Genomic DNA, 16,619 nt, shown 5'->3' on the forward strand with positions numbered 1-16,619 from the left:
TCAGCCGTACGAGTAGAATCCCTCGCCGGTCTTGATCCCGAGTTTCCCCGCCTCGACGTACGTGCGCAGCAGGTCCCGCGGCCCGGCCGGCAGGTGCGGATTCTCGTCCGCGTAATGGTTTTCGATGTCCAGCACCACGTCCAGGCCGACCTGGTCCATCATCTGGAACGGCCCGTACGGCAGATGCCAGTTGATCTTGAACATCCCGTCCACGTCCTCGGGCCGGGCGACGCCCTCCGCGACGACGGCCAGCGATTCCCGTTTGATCGCCGCCCACACGCGGTTGAAAATGAAGCCGACGCTTTCCTTTCGCGCCTCGAACGGATGAATTCCGAACTCCGGCAACACCCCGAGCAGGGTGTCGAGCACGGTCCGGTCGGTTTCGCCGTCGGACATGAGGTCGACCGCGTTCGCCGTCGGCGGCATGTAGAAGTGGATGTTGCACAGCCGCGATTTGTCGCGCACCTTCTCGGCCATCATCCGCGACGGGTACGACGACGAGTTCGTGGCGAAGATGGCGTCGGCGGGCGCGGCCTCGTCGATTTGGCCCCACAGCGGGATTTTGATGTCCAGCCGCTCCGGCACCGCCTCGACGACGAGCCACGCGTCGCGCAGGGCGTCCTCGATCGACGCCGCGCCCTCGACCTGGCCGATCTCGCCGCTGCCGCGCTTTTCGAGCAGGGCGGGCAACGTCTCCGCCACGTAGTCCGCTGCCGCCGCGACCTGTTCGGCGCTCGGATCGCTGATCCGCACGGTTCCGCCGCGCGAGGCGAACATCAGCGCGATGCGCCTGCCCAGCGTCCCGGCACCGAACACGGTGACCGGCCGGTCGCGGATCTGGTCGAATGTGTACGCGTACGGCATGGTGGGCTCACCTTTCGATCTTGGGCCAAGAAGACCACCCGTCCTCGTCCGCCGCAATTCCGCGCCCACTGGTGGGGGACCGGCCGCGTAGAATGCGGAGGTGGTCGATGTCCGCGATGTTCGCCGTCTCTGTTACGGCTTCGTCCGCCGCACCCGCGGAACCCTCACCGACTTCCGCGTCCCGGACGTCACGCCGAACTTCTGGCAAGCCGTCATCGAGTATCCCGACCGCACGATCTCGGTCGTCGCCGCCCACGACGCACCGGTGCTCGCGCTCGCCCGGCCTCGCTCCCTCGACTTCACGCCGACCCGGGAAGCCGGGCCGCTGGAGTTCGTCGACGAGCCGGAACTGGCCGCCCTGCTGGCGGAAACGGAGCAGTTCCGGGTGCTCACCCCAGCCGAACTCGACCGTTCCTTCAAAGCCGAAGACTGGCCGCACCTCACCTGGTCCGACATCGCGTACTGGAAACCGGCGACAGTCGGCGAAGCTCTGTTCAATTACTGGGATTGACCTCCCGAACTTCAGACAGCGGGAAGGTGCCGCCGCCGGAAATCGTGACGGAGCCGGTGAACATGTCCCCGTCGACCGCGCCAGTCACCCTCACCTCGAAGCGCACCGGATCAGTCACCAACGCCGCGAAGGCGATCTCGCTGCCGTCGACCGTTCCGGACACGATGGGGACCGTGACCTTCAGCTGAGTGTCGAAAATGGAACCGGACACCGCGGTGCCGTCGGTCGCGAGGCAGGTCTTTGCTCCCCGCCGGGTGGACAAACGTGATCTTCCAGCAGCCGTTCGGTCCCGTTTTTCCGCTGGCAGGCCGAAAAGCTGATCCGGGCGAGCCACCGGAACCGGAGGTTCGCCGAGCGCGGGTTGTCCAGGCTTCACCGGAACGCCCGCGGAATTCAGGAACCCCGCCATCATCCGGTAGTAACCGACGATAAAGAGGATCTCGATAATCTCGGCATGATCGCGGGTCGCGGGTCGCGGCGAGAGCGGTCCAGGTTTCGTCGGACACAAAGACATTCGCACACAGTTCATCGACGGCGCGCAGCACCGCGTCGTCCTCGGACGGCCAGCTGGCGTCCGGGTCGGAGAGAGCCGAGCTGCAGGAAGTCGCCGACGCGGCCCTGTGCAACTGGCCGCCGGCCTGAGTTTCAGCGATTGCAGTAAAGGTCGACCGCGACGGCCATCCGCGCACGGAACTCGTCGCGAGTTTCCGCGTCGTGCTTGATGCCGATCGCGGTGCTGATCAGTGTTCCGGCCACATCGGCGGGGGAGCGACCGCCGATCGCCTCGATGACGAGCGCGCGGAACTGTTTCGGGTATTCAGCTGGCATGGTGCCGAGCAACTCGGGGTTGGAGTCGATCAGAACGCCGATCTCCGCGGCCATCGGCCCGACGTAGCGGCCGGCCCAGTGATCGAACGCCTCGATCAGCCGCTCGCGCAGCGGTTGCCGCGAATCGGCGAGAGCGAGCCGCGCCGCCGCGATGCTGTCGTCGAGCGAATGCCGCACCGTGGCGCGGAACAGCTCCGGCTTGGACGAGAAGTAAAAGTACAGCCCCGGGCGGGAGATGTCCGCAGCCTTCGCGACGTCGTCCATGGACGCCTTGCGGTAGCCGTAGCGCGCGAAAACCTCCAATGCCGAGTCCAGTACCTGAGTGCGTCGATCACTGCCCATAGGCACACTATACAAACTGAGTCTAATGCGTATAGTCCGAAGGGTGCCTCAAACCTCCCTGATCCGCACGGCCTTCGACGCCACCAGCACCGCCGCCGATGTCGTCGCAGGCTTGAACCTCACCGGCGTCCGCGCCGTCGTCACCGGTGCCACGTCTGGACTTGGCCGCGAAACAGCCCGCGCGCTCGCCTCTGTCGGCGCCGACGTCACCCTGGCCGTGCGCGACACCTCGGCCGGTGTGAGCGTCGCCGACGACATCGCCGCCTCCACCGGAAACCGCGCCGTCCGCGCCGCGCACCTCGACTTGGCCGACCTCGCCACCGTCACCCGCTTCACCGACAGCTGGGACGGCCCGCTGCACCTGCTGATCAACAACGCAGGCGTCATGCGACCGACGCTGGGCCGCACTCCGCAGGGCTGGGAACTGCAGTTCGCGACCAATCACCTCGGCCACTTCGCGCTGGCACTGGACCTGCACGACGCCCTAGCCGCCGGCGCGAACGATCGAGGAGCGGCCCGGATCGTCGCGGTGACCTCCGGTGCGCACATGTACTCATCTGTTGTCTTTGATGACATCCACTTTACCCAGCGCGCCTACGACCCCCAACTGGCTTACGGACAGTCGAAAACGGCCAACTCGCTGTTCGCCGTGGAGGCGACCCGTCGATGGGCCGCCGACGGAATCGTCGCCAACGCCGTCAATCCGGGCGGAGTTTCCACTGGCCTGCAACGAGATTTCACTCAGGACATGAAGGACCACCTAGTCCGGCTCGAAGCCGCCGGAGTCTTCGCGTACAAGACAATCGAACAAGGCGCGGCCACCACTCTCGTCGCCGCGACCGCCCCGGAATTCGCCCATAACGGTGGCCATTACCTGGACGACGGCAACGAAGCCGCAACTGTGCCCGACGACGCCGACCTGGCGGACAACAGCCACGCCGTCAAACGCTGGGCACGCGACGGTGCTACCGCGCGGAGGCTGTGGGAGGTATCCCTGGACCTGGTCCGTCAACGCTGACCGGATCAAACAGATTATGCGTGGCCGTAAAGGAAGTCTCTCCAAACTGCTCGGCTCACACCGCCGGTTTGCCGCCGTGGAGGCGACGCTTCGAGTCCTGTCCACCATCGTGTACTAGTGGTCGACCATGGCAGCTGAGTTGTGGACCCCGATCGGATCGATCGTGGGGTGCTCGTGGGCGGTGGTCTGACGTTCCTCACGCAGCGGGCGACCGAGGCCGAGGGAGTCGCCCACGCCAGACCAGCGATCTGGGAGCTCGGCGACGACTGGTACCGAACGGCGAGACCCGCGATGGACGGGTCGCGCGTCGCCGAGAAGAGCGTCGAACTCTTATGCCACTCGTCCCTTTTGGCCCCGACGGCAAGGTATACGCGTGCGCTCAACGAGGCGGTGTGACAGGAACGCGATGACGTGCCGCTGGGCGAACGCCTCGAACCGTTCAAGTCGGCCTTCCTAGCTGCCGCCCGCGACAGCCGATCAAATACCTCCGACCCGCCAGCGGTCTCTGCCCAAAGCTGATGGCGGGCTTCTCCTTGGAGCGGACAACTGGTTCGCTTCCCATCCATGCCGCCCGGGCAAGCGCCAGCCCGACGACGGCGGGGTGTTCAACCCCCAACGCGGCGCTGCGGGATCTGCGAGGTGGATGGCAGGTTTTTTTGAGTGGACCCGGCTCCGTTACTGGCGCGCTTTCAACCTTCCAGCGTCCCGAACATCGCTGTCGTCTCGCCCAACTACCGCAGATTGCGCGGCCCCTCCAGGCCAACCCGTCGGACCGCCCGAACCTCCGGTCGCGTCGGATGCACGAAGGGTCCCGAACCTCCGGCCGCATTGGATGCACTAAGGATCAGGCGGTCGGCCGCCCCGCACCCGCGTAGTCGTCACCCGGCTTCCGATACGGATGAACCTGCACCGCCTGCCCAGTCTGCGGCGCATCGATCATCTGCTGATTCCCGATGTAAAGTCCCACATGATGGATCTTCGTGGTCGGCGCACCATAGAAGATCAAATCGCCCAATTGGGGTTCGCTCACATGGGCAACGCTGTGGAACTGCGTGTCCGCCGTCCGCATCAGCTTGACGTCAGCGCTCGCGTAAGCCGCGGTCGTGAGACCGGAACAGTCAAAACCAGGGTCAGCGTCGCGGGTCCCGTTGCCACCCCAGACATACGGCAGCCCAATCTGGTCAATCGCGAAGTCGACCGCCGTGAGCACCGCCGGATTGGGCGGCTGTTCGCTTTGTCCGACCGTGCCGTAGACATTGGTCGTCGCAAGCGTCCGATGCAGGACGACTGGTGCCGGCTCCAGCGTGGCGACCCCGTTCCACCAGTCCGTCGCCAGATCGCGGCCATTCGCGCAGAGCGCACGCCCAGCCGTGAGCGCCGAGTCGTCGATGTTCTGAATGTCAGGCTTACCGCCGGACGCACTCCGCTGCCACTTGCCCCACACCGCGGGGGAGAGCTGCAACGGCCCCGCCGCCCCCGGCGTCGAAACGGTCCGGTGATAGAAGTCGAGAACCTCCACCGTGCCAAGCGGTTTCGCGAGAGTCCCGTCCTCCCTGACTTGATTACCCTGCGCCCGCCCGTGATCGCTGGTGATCTTCCCGATCGCAGCGAGAGTGATCCAGGACAGGTGGCAATCGGGCTGTTCCTTGCTGAGCGTGACAGTCGCCTGCGCGTACCCGTTCATCGCCCGCAACGGAATGTCGAGCCACTGACTGGTCCGAGACGCCCACGCCCCGAACTCCCCAGCCCGCGGCACCCCAGGCTGAACCGGCACCGCCGACGTCGGTGCCGGGGAAGCCGGAACGGACTTCGAGGTCACCGGAGCCACCGACGATGTCGCCGCGACGTTCCCGGAATTCGCGTCACTGGCACCGCTGCCTGGCAAGGCCTGAATCGCCACGACCAACGCCGCAACAACCACCACAACCGCCGCCAGCGCGACCACCGCCCGCCGGTTCCGCCCGAGAAAACCCGGCCACGGAGGCTGCACGGCTCCTTCGCCACCCGATGGCGGTGACCCGTCGCCGTTGAGCGGCGAAACAGCGGATGGGTCGTGCGCGTGGCCGTCAAACGGCGAGACGTGGTCGGTCTCGGGCGCGTCGCAGTTGAGCGGCGAGACGCTGGTTGGCTGGGGTACATCGCCGCCCGACGACAAGGCAGCCCCCCGCTCAGCCATTTCGCCATTCAGCGACGACTCGTCAGCCACCCCGCAAGTTTCGCCACTCAGCGGCGACACCCTGGTCGACCCAGGATTCTCGCCGTCCACCGGCGACTCCCCGCCCACGGACGACCCACTAGCGCCGCCCGATTCGCCGCCCACCGGCGATGCCCGCACCACTGACGAATCCCCTGCCCCAGCCGATTCGCCATTCAGCGGCAACGAACCCGAACTCCCAGGCTGACCGCCGCCCGCACCCGCCGCCGCACCGGGCGTGGCCTGCGGTTCGCCGCTCAGTGGCAACGAGCCCGACCCGCCAGATTCACCGCTGCCCATACCCGCCGCCGCACCAGGCGTGACCTGCGATTCGCCTTCCAGCGGCAACGAGCCCGACCCCCCAGGCTGACCGCCGCCCGCGTCCGTTGCCGCACCGGGCGTGGCCTGCGGTTCGCCATTCAGCGGCAACGAGCCCGACCCGCCAGACTCACCACTGCCCACACCCGCCGTCGCACCAGGCGTGACCTGCGATTCGCCATCCAGCGGCGATCTCCCCGCCCCCTCCATCACTGCCCCCCGGCGAGTCTCGACAGCACGAACTCGCGCAGCACATCCAGCTCCGTATCGACCGCTACCTCGACCGGCCGCCCAGTCGGAGCGATCGGGACCGCTCGCCGGTCGACGATCGTCATGCCGCGGGTCGGGCCGAGGCCCGAATCGATGTCGACCGGGTAAGTCTCCGTGTGCAGGAGGCCCGGGCGGATCGCCTCGGCGACGGCCACTGCGTCATGCATGACGATCCCGTCGTAGCCGAGCACCTGGCGGTAGTGCGCGAGGTAGTCCGGCGTGAACGAGTCCAGCGCCTGCCCGATCGGTCCGGACGCGGCGAGTTTCGCCAGCCACGCGCTGTCGACCGCGCACCGGTGAGTCAGATCGAGGGGGACCATCACGCACGGGACGTCGTCCTCGGCGATCACGCGCCGTGCCGCGTCCGGGTCGGCCCAGATGTTGAATTCGGAGACAGCGGTTGAGTTGCCCAGCGCGAGCGCGCCGCCCATCAGCACGATTCGCGCGATTTTCGACCGCACCCCGGGGTGGGCCGCGAGCAGAGCGGCGATGTTCGTGAGCGGACCGATCGGCGCGATGGTCACCGGTTCGTCCGACGCCTCGAGCAGCGAGACCATCAGGCTGACCGCGTCGGAATCTTCGAGCGGGCGGGTCGCGTCGGGCAGCGAAGCGGCGTGCCCGGAAAGCCCGTCGGAACCGTGGACGGTGCTCGACCGGTGCAACTCGCGGTAGAGGAGCGGCCGCGAGGCACCCGCGGCGACCGGCACGTCCGGGCGGTCGCACAGCTGCAGCAGCCGGCGCGCGTTCGAAGTCGTGGTGGTCAGCGGTACGTTGCCGAAGACTGTCGTCACGCCAAGCAGATCGACGTCCGCCGACCTCGCGGCCAACGCGATCGCGAAAGCATCATCGACACCGGGGTCGGTGTCGATGATCAGCTTGGTCCCCATCGTGCTCCCCTTGCCTGTGGCTGGCCGTCGTCCACAGGTTACGGTCAAAGGCATGACGTCGATGTGGGGTGCGCCCGCTTTGTCGCGCGTGCGCGCCTGGCGGCGGGCCCGGCGGGACCCGCACCAGGCGAAGTTCCTGACGGCCGACTCGCTGCGCTGGGTGCTGCGCAATCGCGCGTACACGCCGTGGTACCTCGTGCGCTACTACCGGCTGCTCAAATTCCGTATCGCGAACCCGCACATCATCCTGCGCGGCATGCTGTTCCTCGGCAAAAACGTCGAGATCCACTGCCGTCCCGGATACGGCCGGATGGAGATCGGCCGCTGGGTGCACATCGGCGACGGCAACGCCATCCGCTGTCACGAGGGGTCCCTTCGCATCGGCGACAAGTCGGTGTTCGGACGGCAGAACGTGATCAACTGCTACCTCGACATCGAACTCGGCGCGGCCACGCTCGTCGCCGACTGGGTGTACATCTGCGACTTCGACCACGTGACCGCGGACATCCACGTGCCGATCAAGGACCAGGGCATCGTCAAGTCGCCGGTCCGGATCGGCCCGGACACGTGGCTCGGCACGAAGGTCAGCGTCCTCAAGGGCACGCGCATCGGCCGCGGCAGCGTGCTCGGCGCGCACGCGGTGGTGCGCGGTGACATCCCGGACTACTCGATCGCGGTCGGATCACCGGCCCGGGTGGTCCGCAACCGCGAGGACGACTACGCCGCGGATGCGGCCCGGCGCGAGGCCGTCGCCGACATGGCACGCAAGGCGAACAAGGCACTGCAGAAGACGCTCGGCGACAGCTGACGTAGCGCGCCGCGTGTCGAGTTCTCCCGCGAAAATGGTCTGACAGCGTCGATAACCTCGACATATGAGCGAAGCCCTGCGCCGGCACGTCGCCGCCTTCAACGACCGTGACCTTCAAAGCCTCCTCGACGGCTTCACCGAGGACGCGGTCTGGATCACCGGCAGCAGCGTCGTGCGCGGACGCGACGAACTCACCGAGCTGTTCAGCGGTGCGATGGAACAACTTCTCCCGACGTTGACGATCGAGAACGTACTCGCGGACGGCGACCAGGTCGCCGCCCAATTGACCGAGCGCCTCACCCACAACGGCGAGGACCGCGTTTTCGCCGTCGCCGGTTTCTATCGGCTGTCCGGAGACCGGATCGCCTCGGCGAAGATCTATCGCGAGGGCAGCGCCGAACTCGGCTGAAGCGGCGTTGCCGTTTTTTGGCGAATCGCGCTGACCTGCGCAAACGCCCGCCTTCGCGGCTCGACACGCTTGTCGGCATCAGGCATCGAACTGTCTTTGGCAACACGGCGGTTCCCGGCCTGGCCGCTAAGCCGATCATCGACCGACGTGCTCGACACGTTGCGCGAGGCCGCCCACTACTGCGGCGATGCCGGTCGCGGAGGCACGGCGAATGCCCGGAGATCAGCGCGGGTCGGGGGTCCACGGTCTCGACCGGGGCGTCCACCCAGGTCTTCTTCGACGCGCGCCATTCGTCGGCTCGCGGAGGCGACACCCGGCATCTAGCCGCGGCCGCTGGGCCTGTCGCCATTCAGCGGCGAAACCCAGCGACGCCTCAGAGCAAGAAGTGGAACAACGGACTCCCCGGCTCCACCTGCTCCACCTGCAGCGGGCTCTTCTCCAACCGTGCCAGCAGCCCCGGCAGGTCCGCGCGCCGCGGGATCTCGACCCCGATCAGCGCCGGACCGATCTCCCGGTTGTTGCGCTTCACGTACTCGAACCGCGTGATGTCGTCCTCCGGCCCGAGGATTTCGTCAAGGAACCGGCGGAGCGCACCGGGTTCCTGCGGGAAGCTGACGAGGAAGTAGTGCTTCAACCCCTCGTGCATCAGCGAGCGTTCGAGGATTTCGCTGTACCGGCTGACGTCGTTGTTGCCCCCGGACACGATGCACACCACCGTCTGCCCCGGCTCGACCTGCACGCTGGTCCCGAGCGAAGCGGCCGCGAGCGCACCCGCGGGCTCGGCGATGATGCCGTCCGACTGGTACATCGACAGCATTTCCGTGCACACCGCGCCCTCGGCAACGGACGTCAGCTCCGCGCCGCTGTCCCGGATCAACGGGAACGTCACCTGGCCGGCCTCGCGCACCGCGGCTCCGTCCACGAACGGGTCGACCGCGTCGATCCGCACCGGTTCGCCCGCTTCGACAGCCGCCGCCATGCACATCGCGCCCGCCGGTTCGACTCCGACGACCCGGATGTCCGGATGCCGCTCGCGGACCCACGTGGCGATGCCGGCCAGCAACCCACCGCCGCCGACCGGCACGACCAGGACATCTGGCACGAAGCCGAGCTGCGAAACCACTTCGAGCGCGACAGTGCCCTGACCGGCGACAGTGCGGACGTCGTCGAACGCAGGCACGAGCGTCGCTCCCGTGCGATGAGCGTCGTCCTTAGCCGCGGCGAAGGCGTCTTCATACGTCTCGCCAACGATAATGACCTCGATGTGCGCGCCGCCGAGCGCGGCAATGCGCTGACGCTTCTGTCGAGGCGTCGTGCCCGGCACGTACACGCGACCGTTCGCCCCTAAACGGCGACACGCGTACGCGACGCCCTGCGCGTGGTTGCCAGCACTCGCGCATACGACACCGCGCGCCCGCGTCGCAGCGTCGAGCTGCACGATGAAGTTGTACGCGCCGCGGATCTTGTACGAGCGCACCGTCTGCTGGTCTTCGCGCTTAAGCCAGACGCGCGCGTCTACGCGGGACGAGAGGCGCGCGTTGGGCTCGAGGGGCGTGCGTGTGACCACGCCCGCGAGCCGTTCGGCGGCCTGTTCGACCAGTTCTGCGTTCACCGTGTCGATGTCGTGCACTCGGGTGAATGTACTTCGCACCCGGTGACCACGTACGGGGCACTCACGTCACCGACCGCGTTCAGGTCTTCGGCACCGCCGGGTACGGGACGAAGGTGCTGGTGTTTTCGTCGACCGTGAGCGGTTTGCCGATCGCCGGAAACGCGCGTTGCGAACAAGCGGGCCGGTCGCACACTTTGCAACCCATGCCGATCGGCGTCGCGGCGGCGGGTTCGTCCAGGTCAAGGCCAGTCGAGTAGATCAGCCGGCCGGCGTGGCGCAGTTCGCAGCCAAGGCCGACGGTGAACGTCTTGCCCGGACTGCCGTACCCGCCGATGTTGCGCGACACCGTCCGCGCGACCCAGAAGTACCGCTTGCCGTCCGGCAGCGCCGCGATCTGCGTGAGGATCTTGCCCGGCGAGGTGAAGGCCTCGTAGATGTTCCACAACGGGCAAGCGCCGCCGACGCGAGAGAAGTGAAAACCCGCCGCGGACTGGCGTTTCGACATGTTCCCGGCCCGGTCCACGCGTACGAACGAGAACGGCACGCCGCGCTGTTTTGGCCGTTGAAGGGTCGACAGCCGGTGGCAAGTGGTCTCGAAACCGACGCCGAAGTGGTCGCAAAGCCGCTCGATGTCGTACCGGAACTCCTCGGCCGCGGCCAGGAACGGGCTGTACGGCAGGATCAGTGCGCCAGCGAAGTAGTTCGCCAGGCCCACCCGCGCGAGCGTCCGCGCGGCCGGGCCGGAAAACGCCCACGAATCGGCAAGCTCGGTGATCAAGTCGTCGTATTCCAGCAACGCGATCTGGGACGCCATCCGGAACGCCTGCTGCCCGACGCGGAGGCTCGGGGCCAGCCGCAACACCCGCGTCGCCGGCTCGTACCGGTGCTGTTCACCTGCGGATTCGTTGATGCCCTCGCTCGTCACGTCGACGCCGTAGCGCTGCCACAGCCGTTCCTTGAGCGACCCGAGCACCGCTCCGCGCCGCAGCGGGATCTCGGCGGCCATCCGCTCGGCCCGCTCGTCCAGTTCGGCGACGTAGTTCTCCCGTTCGTAGAAGAAGTCGCGGACCTCCTCGTGCGGCAACGGCGCGGCGGCACTCCCGTGCAGTCCGAGCCCGTTTTCCGTGGTCAGCGCGGCCGTGCTCTCCACCGCGTTGCGGTAGCTGCGGTGCAGTTTGACCAGCGCCTGTGCGATCGACGGCAGGTTGCTGGCCAGGTCGTTCAGTTCGCTCGTGGTCGCTTCGACGCCCACGGCCTCGTCGAGCAGGGCTTCCTTCACGTCGGCGACAAGCCGCGACGTGTCGTTGTTGGCGAAAAACTCCGTGTCGACGCCGAACGCCTGCGTGATCCGCAGCAGCACCGGCACGGTCAGCGGGCGCGAGTTGTGCTCGATCTGATTGAGGTAACTGGGTGAGATCTCGAGCACACGGGCGAGGTCCGCCTGGCTCATCGACCGGCTTTCGCGCAAATGCCGCAGCCGCGCCCCGGCGAAAGTTTTGTCCATGAGTGCTCCGTCCGGCCGGAAGGTTTCCGGGCCTGAACGATTACGTGAACGATCAAGCCCGCGAATTTTCGCTGCGGTTGCGAACAGTGGATTCGCAACCTTTGCAACATGCTAGGCAATCTTCGCAGAAATTGGCAAATTGGAGCAGTAGACCAAGTTTTCGTGCTCGTGTCAGGGTCGTGACCAGGCAAGGCGAGCAATCGCAAACTTCGCAACACGGGAGAGTCCGATGACCGAGCAGGCCAATCAGCTCGAGCAGGCGGCGGCCGAGCTGGCCGAGCAGTGGAAGACCGACCCCCGCTGGGCGGGTGTCCAGCGGACCTACTCCGCCGCCGACGTGGTGAAGCTTCGCGGTTCGGTCGTCGAAGAGCACACCCTCGCCCGCCGCGGCGCGGAGAAGCTGTGGGAGCTGCTGCACAGCGAGGACTACGTCCACGCGCTGGGCGCTCTCACCGGCAACCAGGCCGTGCAGCAGGTGCGCGCCGGCCTGAAGGCCATCTACCTGTCCGGCTGGCAGGTCGCCGCCGACGCCAACCTCTCCGGCCAGACCTACCCGGACCAGAGCCTCTACCCGGCCAACTCGGTCCCGGCCGTCGTCCGCCGCATCAACAACGCGCTGGGCCGCGCCGACCAGATCAACTGGGCCGAGGGCAACGGCGACATCGACTGGTTCGCGCCGATCGTCGCCGACGCGGAAGCAGGCTTCGGCGGTCCGCTGAACGCGTTCGAGCTGATGAAGGGCATGATCGCGGCCGGCGCCGCGGGCGTGCACTGGGAAGACCAGCTCGCGTCCGAGAAGAAGTGCGGCCACCTCGGCGGCAAGGTCCTCATCCCGACCAAGCAGCACGAGCGCACCCTGAACGCCGCCCGCCTCGCCGCCGACGTGCTGAACGTGCCGTCCCTGGTCGTCGCCCGCACCGACGCGCAGGCCGCGACCCTGCTGACCAGCGACGTCGACGAGCGCGACCGCAAGTACCTCACCGGCGGCCGCACCTCCGAGGGCTTCTACGAGGTCAACAACGGCATCGAGCCGTGCATCGACCGCGGCCTGGCCTACGCGCAGTACGCCGACCTGCTGTGGATGGAGACCTCCACGCCGGACCTCGAGGTCGCCCGCAAGTACGCCGAGGCGATCAAGGCGCAGTACCCGGACCAGATGCTGGCCTACAACTGCTCCCCGTCGTTCAACTGGAAGAAGCACCTCGACGACGACACCATCGCGCGGTTCCAGCGCGAGCTCGGCGCCATGGGCTACAAGTTCCAGTTCATCACGCTGGCCGGTTTCCACGCGCTGAACTACTCGATGTTCGACCTGGCGCACGGCTACGCCCGCGAAGGCATGAGCGCCTACGTCGACCTGCAGGAGCGCGAGTTCGCTTCGGAGGAGCGCGGCTACACCGCGACGAAGCACCAGCGCGAGGTCGGCACCGGCTGGTTCGACCTGGTGTCCACCGCGCTGAACCCGGAGAGCTCGACCACCGCGCTCAAGGGTTCGACCGAAGAAGACCAGTTCCACTGACGCACCCCGCGGGCCGGCGATTCCGGTCGCCGGCCCGCCCCTTCCCTTTCCCCCTTCGCGGAGGTACGAGATGGCTGACACGTTGAACACCCGCATCGAGGTCACCGGGCCCGCCGATGGCCGCTTCGCCGAGATCCTCACCCCGGCCGCACTGGACTTCGTAGCCAAACTCGACAACACCTTCGCCGGACGCCGCCGCGAACTCCTCGACGAGCGCCGCCGCCGTCGCGAGCGGCTGCAGTCGGGGGAGGAGCAGCTGGACTTCCTGCCCGAGACGCGGTCGATCCGTTCGGACGAGAGCTGGCACATCGCCCCCGTCGCGCCCGGTCTCGAGGACCGGCGCGTCGAGATCACCGGCCCGACCGACCGCAAGATGACGGTCAACGCGCTCAACTCCGGCGCGAAGGTGTGGCTGGCGGACTTCGAGGACGCCACCTCGCCGACCTGGCACAACGTCATCGACGGCCAGCTCAACCTGTTCGACGCGATCCGCCGCAACATCGACTTCACCACCGAAGCGGGCAAGCGCTACACGATCGGCGACGACCCGGCGACGATCGTCGCCCGTCCCCGCGGCTGGCACCTGGTCGAGAAGCACATCCGCATCGACGGTCGCCCGGTTTCGGCGAGCCTCGTGGACTTCGGCCTGTACTTCTTCCACAACGCCCGGCAGCTCCTAGCCCGCGGCAGCGGCCCGTACTTCTACCTGCCGAAGCTGGAAAGCCACCAGGAAGCGCGACTGTGGAACGACGTTTTCCTGCTGGCGCAGAAGGAACTCGGCATCCCGCGCGGCACGATCCGCGCGACCGTGCTGATCGAGACGATCACCGCGGCCTTCGAGATGGACGAGATCCTCTACGAACTGCGCGAGCACGCGGCCGGCCTGAACGCCGGGCGCTGGGACTACATCTTCAGCGTCATCAAGAACTTCTCCGCGCACGGTGCCGACTTCGTGCTGCCGGACCGCGCCCAGGTGACGATGACGGTCCCCTTCATGCGCGCCTACACCGAACTGCTCGTCAGCACCTGCCACCGCCGCGGCGCGCACGCGATCGGCGGAATGGCGGCGTTCATCCCGAGCAAGGATCCGGTCACCAACGAGAACGCGCTCGAGAAGGTCCGCCAGGACAAGGAACGCGAGGCAGGCGACGGCTTCGACGGCTCGTGGGTCGCGCACCCCGGCCTGGTGCCGGTGTGCCGCGAGGTCTTCGACCGCGTGCTCGGCGGCTGGCCGAACCAGCTCGGCAAGCTTCGCGAAGACGTGACGGTCGACGCTTCGGACCTGCTCGACGTCGCAAGTGCTGGCGGCGAGGTCACCGAGGCGGGTGTGCGAGCGAACATCAACGTCGCCCTCCGCTACATCGACTCCTGGCTGCGCGGCACCGGCGCCGCGGCGATCCACAACCTCATGGAGGACGCCGCGACGGCCGAGATCGCGCGGTGCCAGGTGTGGCAGTGGATCCGCAACGGCACGAAGCTCGAGGACGGCACGGCGCTGACCCACGAGCTGGCCGGCGAATTCCTGGACGACGAACTGGCGAAAGTCCGCGCAGACCTCGGCCCGTCGGCCCGTCTCGACGACGCCCGCGCGATTTTCACCGAAACCGCCCTCGGCGAGAAGCTGCCGAGCTTCCTCACGACGGTCGCCTACGCCCGCTACCTGACCGAGCGGTGACAAGCTCCGGTCGCCAGTGACCTGACCACCGGCGACCGGTTACCCCGCACCACATTTTGGGATGGTGCTGGGAACGGGTCCGGTGGCGGAGGCTCCCCGCCACCGGACCCGGGTCTTTCCTGACCCGCGCTCTTTCGCCGCTGTCGGGCGAGGGCGCGGGTTTCGGTTTCGCGGAGTTTTCTGACGCTTTGGCTTGGGCTTCCGGTCTGAAGTTGGGCCTTCGCGCTTGGGGTTTGGCTTGGGTTTTGCTGGCTCCCGGGCTTCGTCCGCTGCGGGGTCGTTCCGCTCGTGCTGGCGTTGCCTAGCTTTCTGGGCGCTCACAAGTGGGTCGCTGCTCGATTTCGGGACCAACAGGCCGAGGTATCCGCTCTAGGGCATTACTCGTTCCGGTCGCGTGTCCCGTTCGTGCTCCGCCCTGGTCACGCTTTCTTCCTGCTCGGCTCCGGCCCTTCCCGATCGGAGCCGCGTTGCCGCAGTTGCTCGACCACGACTCCTGATCCGACGGCAGGACTTCGGTTGCTAACGACCCCCAACCGACCAGATCGCCGCAGCCCGCTATTGAACTCGGACGCGTCCAGCCGCCCGATCCGTCCGGCCAGACTCGTCCTGCCGATCAGATGCACTCCCCGAGGCTTCTTGCCGAGCCGAACGCCCGATCTGCTCAACCGGTGCCCGGGCCTCGACCGTGCCAAGCCGACGCGCGCTCCGGACGGACGATCCCGCCGAAATTTGACACCTCGCCCCGTCCAACGGACGATCCGAGCAGAACTCTCCGCTCCCGGCCTCAGCCGCCCAAACTACCGTTGCCGCTCAGTGGCGACTACCTGGTCAACGCCACTTTTCGCGCAACCACCGCCCTGCTGGCCACCACAGCTCGTTCCGTCGGCAGCCACCCCGCCTCCCCTCCGCCCACCTGCGGACCACCTCTTGCCTATTTGATTTGACATACATATATTGCACATGTAACTACCTGGGGGAGCGTCGCCGGCGAGGGTGCCGGGCAGCTTCCGATCTCACTCTCATCCGGAGAAACCATGCACTGGCTCTACCTCGGCATCGCTGTCTTCTTCGAGATCGCCTTCGCGCTCGGAGCCAACGCGACCGACGGGTTCACCAAGCCGTGGCCCTCGGTGTTCACGCTGGTCATGGCGGCCGGCGGCATCTTCTTCCTCAGCCGCGCCCTGCTGACCATGGACGTCGGCGTCGGCTACGCGATCTGGACCGGTCTCGGCTCGGTCGGCATCGTGCTGCTGGGCGCGCTGATCTTCAAGGAGAAGCTCAACTGGCGCAAGCTCATCGGCTTCGGCCTGGTGATCTGCGGCATCATCGGCCTTCAGCTGACCGGTGCCTGACCTTCCTCTTCCTGCTCCCGAAAGGATTTCCGTCGTGTCCGTTCAGCCAGAAGCAGCACCAGTCATCACACCGGAGAGGGCGCAGACCGCTCGCCGAGCGTGGGCCATACTCCTCTTCGCCGGAGTCTGCGAAATCGCGTTCGCCGTCAGTACGGACGGCAGTCGAGGCTTCACCAACCTGCCGTGGTCGATCGCCACCGTGCTTACTGCCGCCGCAACGATTTTCACCCTCAGCCTGGCCTTGCGCACCATCGACGTCGGCGTCGGCTACGCGGTCTGGACTGGCATCGGCGCGAGCGGTGCGGCGATCTTCGGCGCGATCATTTTCGGCGAAAGCCTGGGACCGCTGCGCATTCTGTTCCTCACAGTGATCATCGCCGGAGTCATCTGCCTCAAAATCGCCGGCGGCTCAACCGATTCGGCGAAAGCCGACGACTGACCGTATCCAGCCGGATGTCCCACTGACACTCGCCAACTGTCACCAATCCTGCCTAGATTTGGCCGCAGG

At 67.1% G+C, this 16,619-nt stretch carries 15 protein-coding genes; 8 read left to right on the forward strand and 7 right to left on the reverse strand.

Annotation, left to right across the window (positions count from 1 at the left end):
• Positions 1-864: a 3-hydroxyacyl-CoA dehydrogenase family protein gene (locus tag ACZ7SW_RS12785; RefSeq protein ID WP_470230558.1), complete on the reverse strand. Its 864-nt coding sequence runs from the start codon at positions 862-864 to the stop codon at positions 1-3.
• A 100-nt stretch (positions 865-964) separates the two neighbouring features.
• Here ACZ7SW_RS12785 and ACZ7SW_RS12790 point away from each other — a divergent pair, with 100 nt between their 5' ends.
• Positions 965-1,375: a hypothetical protein gene (locus ACZ7SW_RS12790; protein ID WP_470230559.1), complete on the forward strand. Its 411-nt coding sequence runs from the start codon at positions 965-967 to the stop codon at positions 1,373-1,375.
• On the opposite strand, the gene ACZ7SW_RS12795 is transcribed toward ACZ7SW_RS12790, so the two are convergent.
• Positions 1,359-1,637, reverse strand: coding sequence for a hypothetical protein (locus ACZ7SW_RS12795; protein ID WP_470230560.1), 279 nt, complete (start codon positions 1,635-1,637; stop codon positions 1,359-1,361). The two genes, ACZ7SW_RS12790 and ACZ7SW_RS12795, sit on opposite strands and share 17 nt — an antisense overlap.
• A gap of 383 nt (positions 1,638-2,020) precedes the next feature.
• On the reverse strand, positions 2,021-2,545 hold the full coding sequence (locus ACZ7SW_RS12800) for a TetR/AcrR family transcriptional regulator (protein ID WP_470230561.1): 525 nt from the start codon (positions 2,543-2,545) through the stop codon (positions 2,021-2,023).
• A gap of 43 nt (positions 2,546-2,588) precedes the next feature.
• On the opposite strand from ACZ7SW_RS12800, the gene ACZ7SW_RS12805 reads away from it, so the two are divergent.
• Positions 2,589-3,563 carry an SDR family NAD(P)-dependent oxidoreductase gene (locus ACZ7SW_RS12805; RefSeq protein WP_470230562.1) on the forward strand — a complete coding sequence of 325 codons (975 nt, stop codon included), beginning with the start codon at positions 2,589-2,591 and terminating at the stop codon, positions 3,561-3,563.
• Between the two features lie 844 nt (positions 3,564-4,407).
• Here ACZ7SW_RS12805 and ACZ7SW_RS12810 read toward each other — a convergent pair.
• Together ACZ7SW_RS12810 and ACZ7SW_RS12815 are read right to left on the reverse strand one after the other, a co-directional pair.
• A complete protein-coding gene (locus ACZ7SW_RS12810; RefSeq protein ID WP_470230947.1) occupies positions 4,408-5,508 on the reverse strand; it encodes a C40 family peptidase in 1,101 nt (366 codons plus the stop codon).
• A 776-nt stretch (positions 5,509-6,284) separates the two neighbouring features.
• Positions 6,285-7,232 (reverse strand): nucleoside hydrolase, encoded by a 948-nt coding sequence (locus ACZ7SW_RS12815; protein WP_470230563.1) that lies wholly within the window; start codon positions 7,230-7,232, stop codon positions 6,285-6,287.
• A 52-nt stretch (positions 7,233-7,284) separates the two neighbouring features.
• Between ACZ7SW_RS12815 and ACZ7SW_RS12820 the strand changes: the two genes are divergently transcribed.
• Together ACZ7SW_RS12820 and ACZ7SW_RS12825 are read left to right on the forward strand one after the other, a co-directional pair.
• Positions 7,285-8,040 (forward strand): acyltransferase, encoded by a 756-nt coding sequence (locus ACZ7SW_RS12820; RefSeq protein ID WP_406642042.1) that lies wholly within the window; start codon positions 7,285-7,287, stop codon positions 8,038-8,040.
• A gap of 64 nt (positions 8,041-8,104) precedes the next feature.
• Entirely contained in the window at positions 8,105-8,449 is a 345-nt protein-coding gene (locus tag ACZ7SW_RS12825) for a nuclear transport factor 2 family protein (protein WP_470230564.1), read from the forward strand.
• 373 nt (positions 8,450-8,822) lie between these two features.
• Here ACZ7SW_RS12825 and ilvA read toward each other — a convergent pair whose 3' ends face one another.
• Both ilvA and ACZ7SW_RS12835 read right to left on the reverse strand, forming a co-directional pair.
• Positions 8,823-10,079, reverse strand: a complete 1,257-nt coding sequence (ilvA, locus tag ACZ7SW_RS12830) for a threonine ammonia-lyase IlvA (RefSeq protein ID WP_470230565.1) — start codon at positions 10,077-10,079, stop codon at positions 8,823-8,825.
• A 61-nt stretch (positions 10,080-10,140) separates the two neighbouring features.
• Positions 10,141-11,565 carry a short-chain fatty acyl-CoA regulator family protein gene (locus ACZ7SW_RS12835; protein WP_344285467.1) on the reverse strand — a complete coding sequence of 475 codons (1,425 nt, stop codon included), beginning with the start codon at positions 11,563-11,565 and terminating at the stop codon, positions 10,141-10,143.
• A 229-nt stretch (positions 11,566-11,794) separates the two neighbouring features.
• Here ACZ7SW_RS12835 and aceA point away from each other — a divergent pair, with 229 nt between their 5' ends.
• The 4 genes from aceA to ACZ7SW_RS12855 all read left to right on the forward strand — a co-directional run bounded on the left by aceA (position 11,795) and on the right by ACZ7SW_RS12855 (position 16,550).
• Positions 11,795-13,084 carry an isocitrate lyase gene (aceA, locus tag ACZ7SW_RS12840; protein ID WP_470230566.1) on the forward strand — a complete coding sequence of 430 codons (1,290 nt, stop codon included), beginning with the start codon at positions 11,795-11,797 and terminating at the stop codon, positions 13,082-13,084.
• Positions 13,085-13,154: 70 nt separating this feature from the next.
• Complete coding sequence (gene aceB / locus ACZ7SW_RS12845) at positions 13,155-14,759, forward strand: malate synthase A (RefSeq protein ID WP_470230567.1); 1,605 nt, start codon at positions 13,155-13,157, stop codon at positions 14,757-14,759.
• 1,034 nt (positions 14,760-15,793) lie between these two features.
• Positions 15,794-16,111: a DMT family transporter gene (locus tag ACZ7SW_RS12850; protein ID WP_470230568.1), complete on the forward strand. Its 318-nt coding sequence runs from the start codon at positions 15,794-15,796 to the stop codon at positions 16,109-16,111.
• Positions 16,112-16,145: 34 nt separating this feature from the next.
• Positions 16,146-16,550 carry a DMT family transporter gene (locus ACZ7SW_RS12855; RefSeq protein ID WP_470230569.1) on the forward strand — a complete coding sequence of 135 codons (405 nt, stop codon included), beginning with the start codon at positions 16,146-16,148 and terminating at the stop codon, positions 16,548-16,550.
• Positions 16,551-16,619: the final 69 nt, after the last annotated feature.

The sequence above is a fragment of the Amycolatopsis sp. NPDC114484 genome (assembly GCF_055633755.1).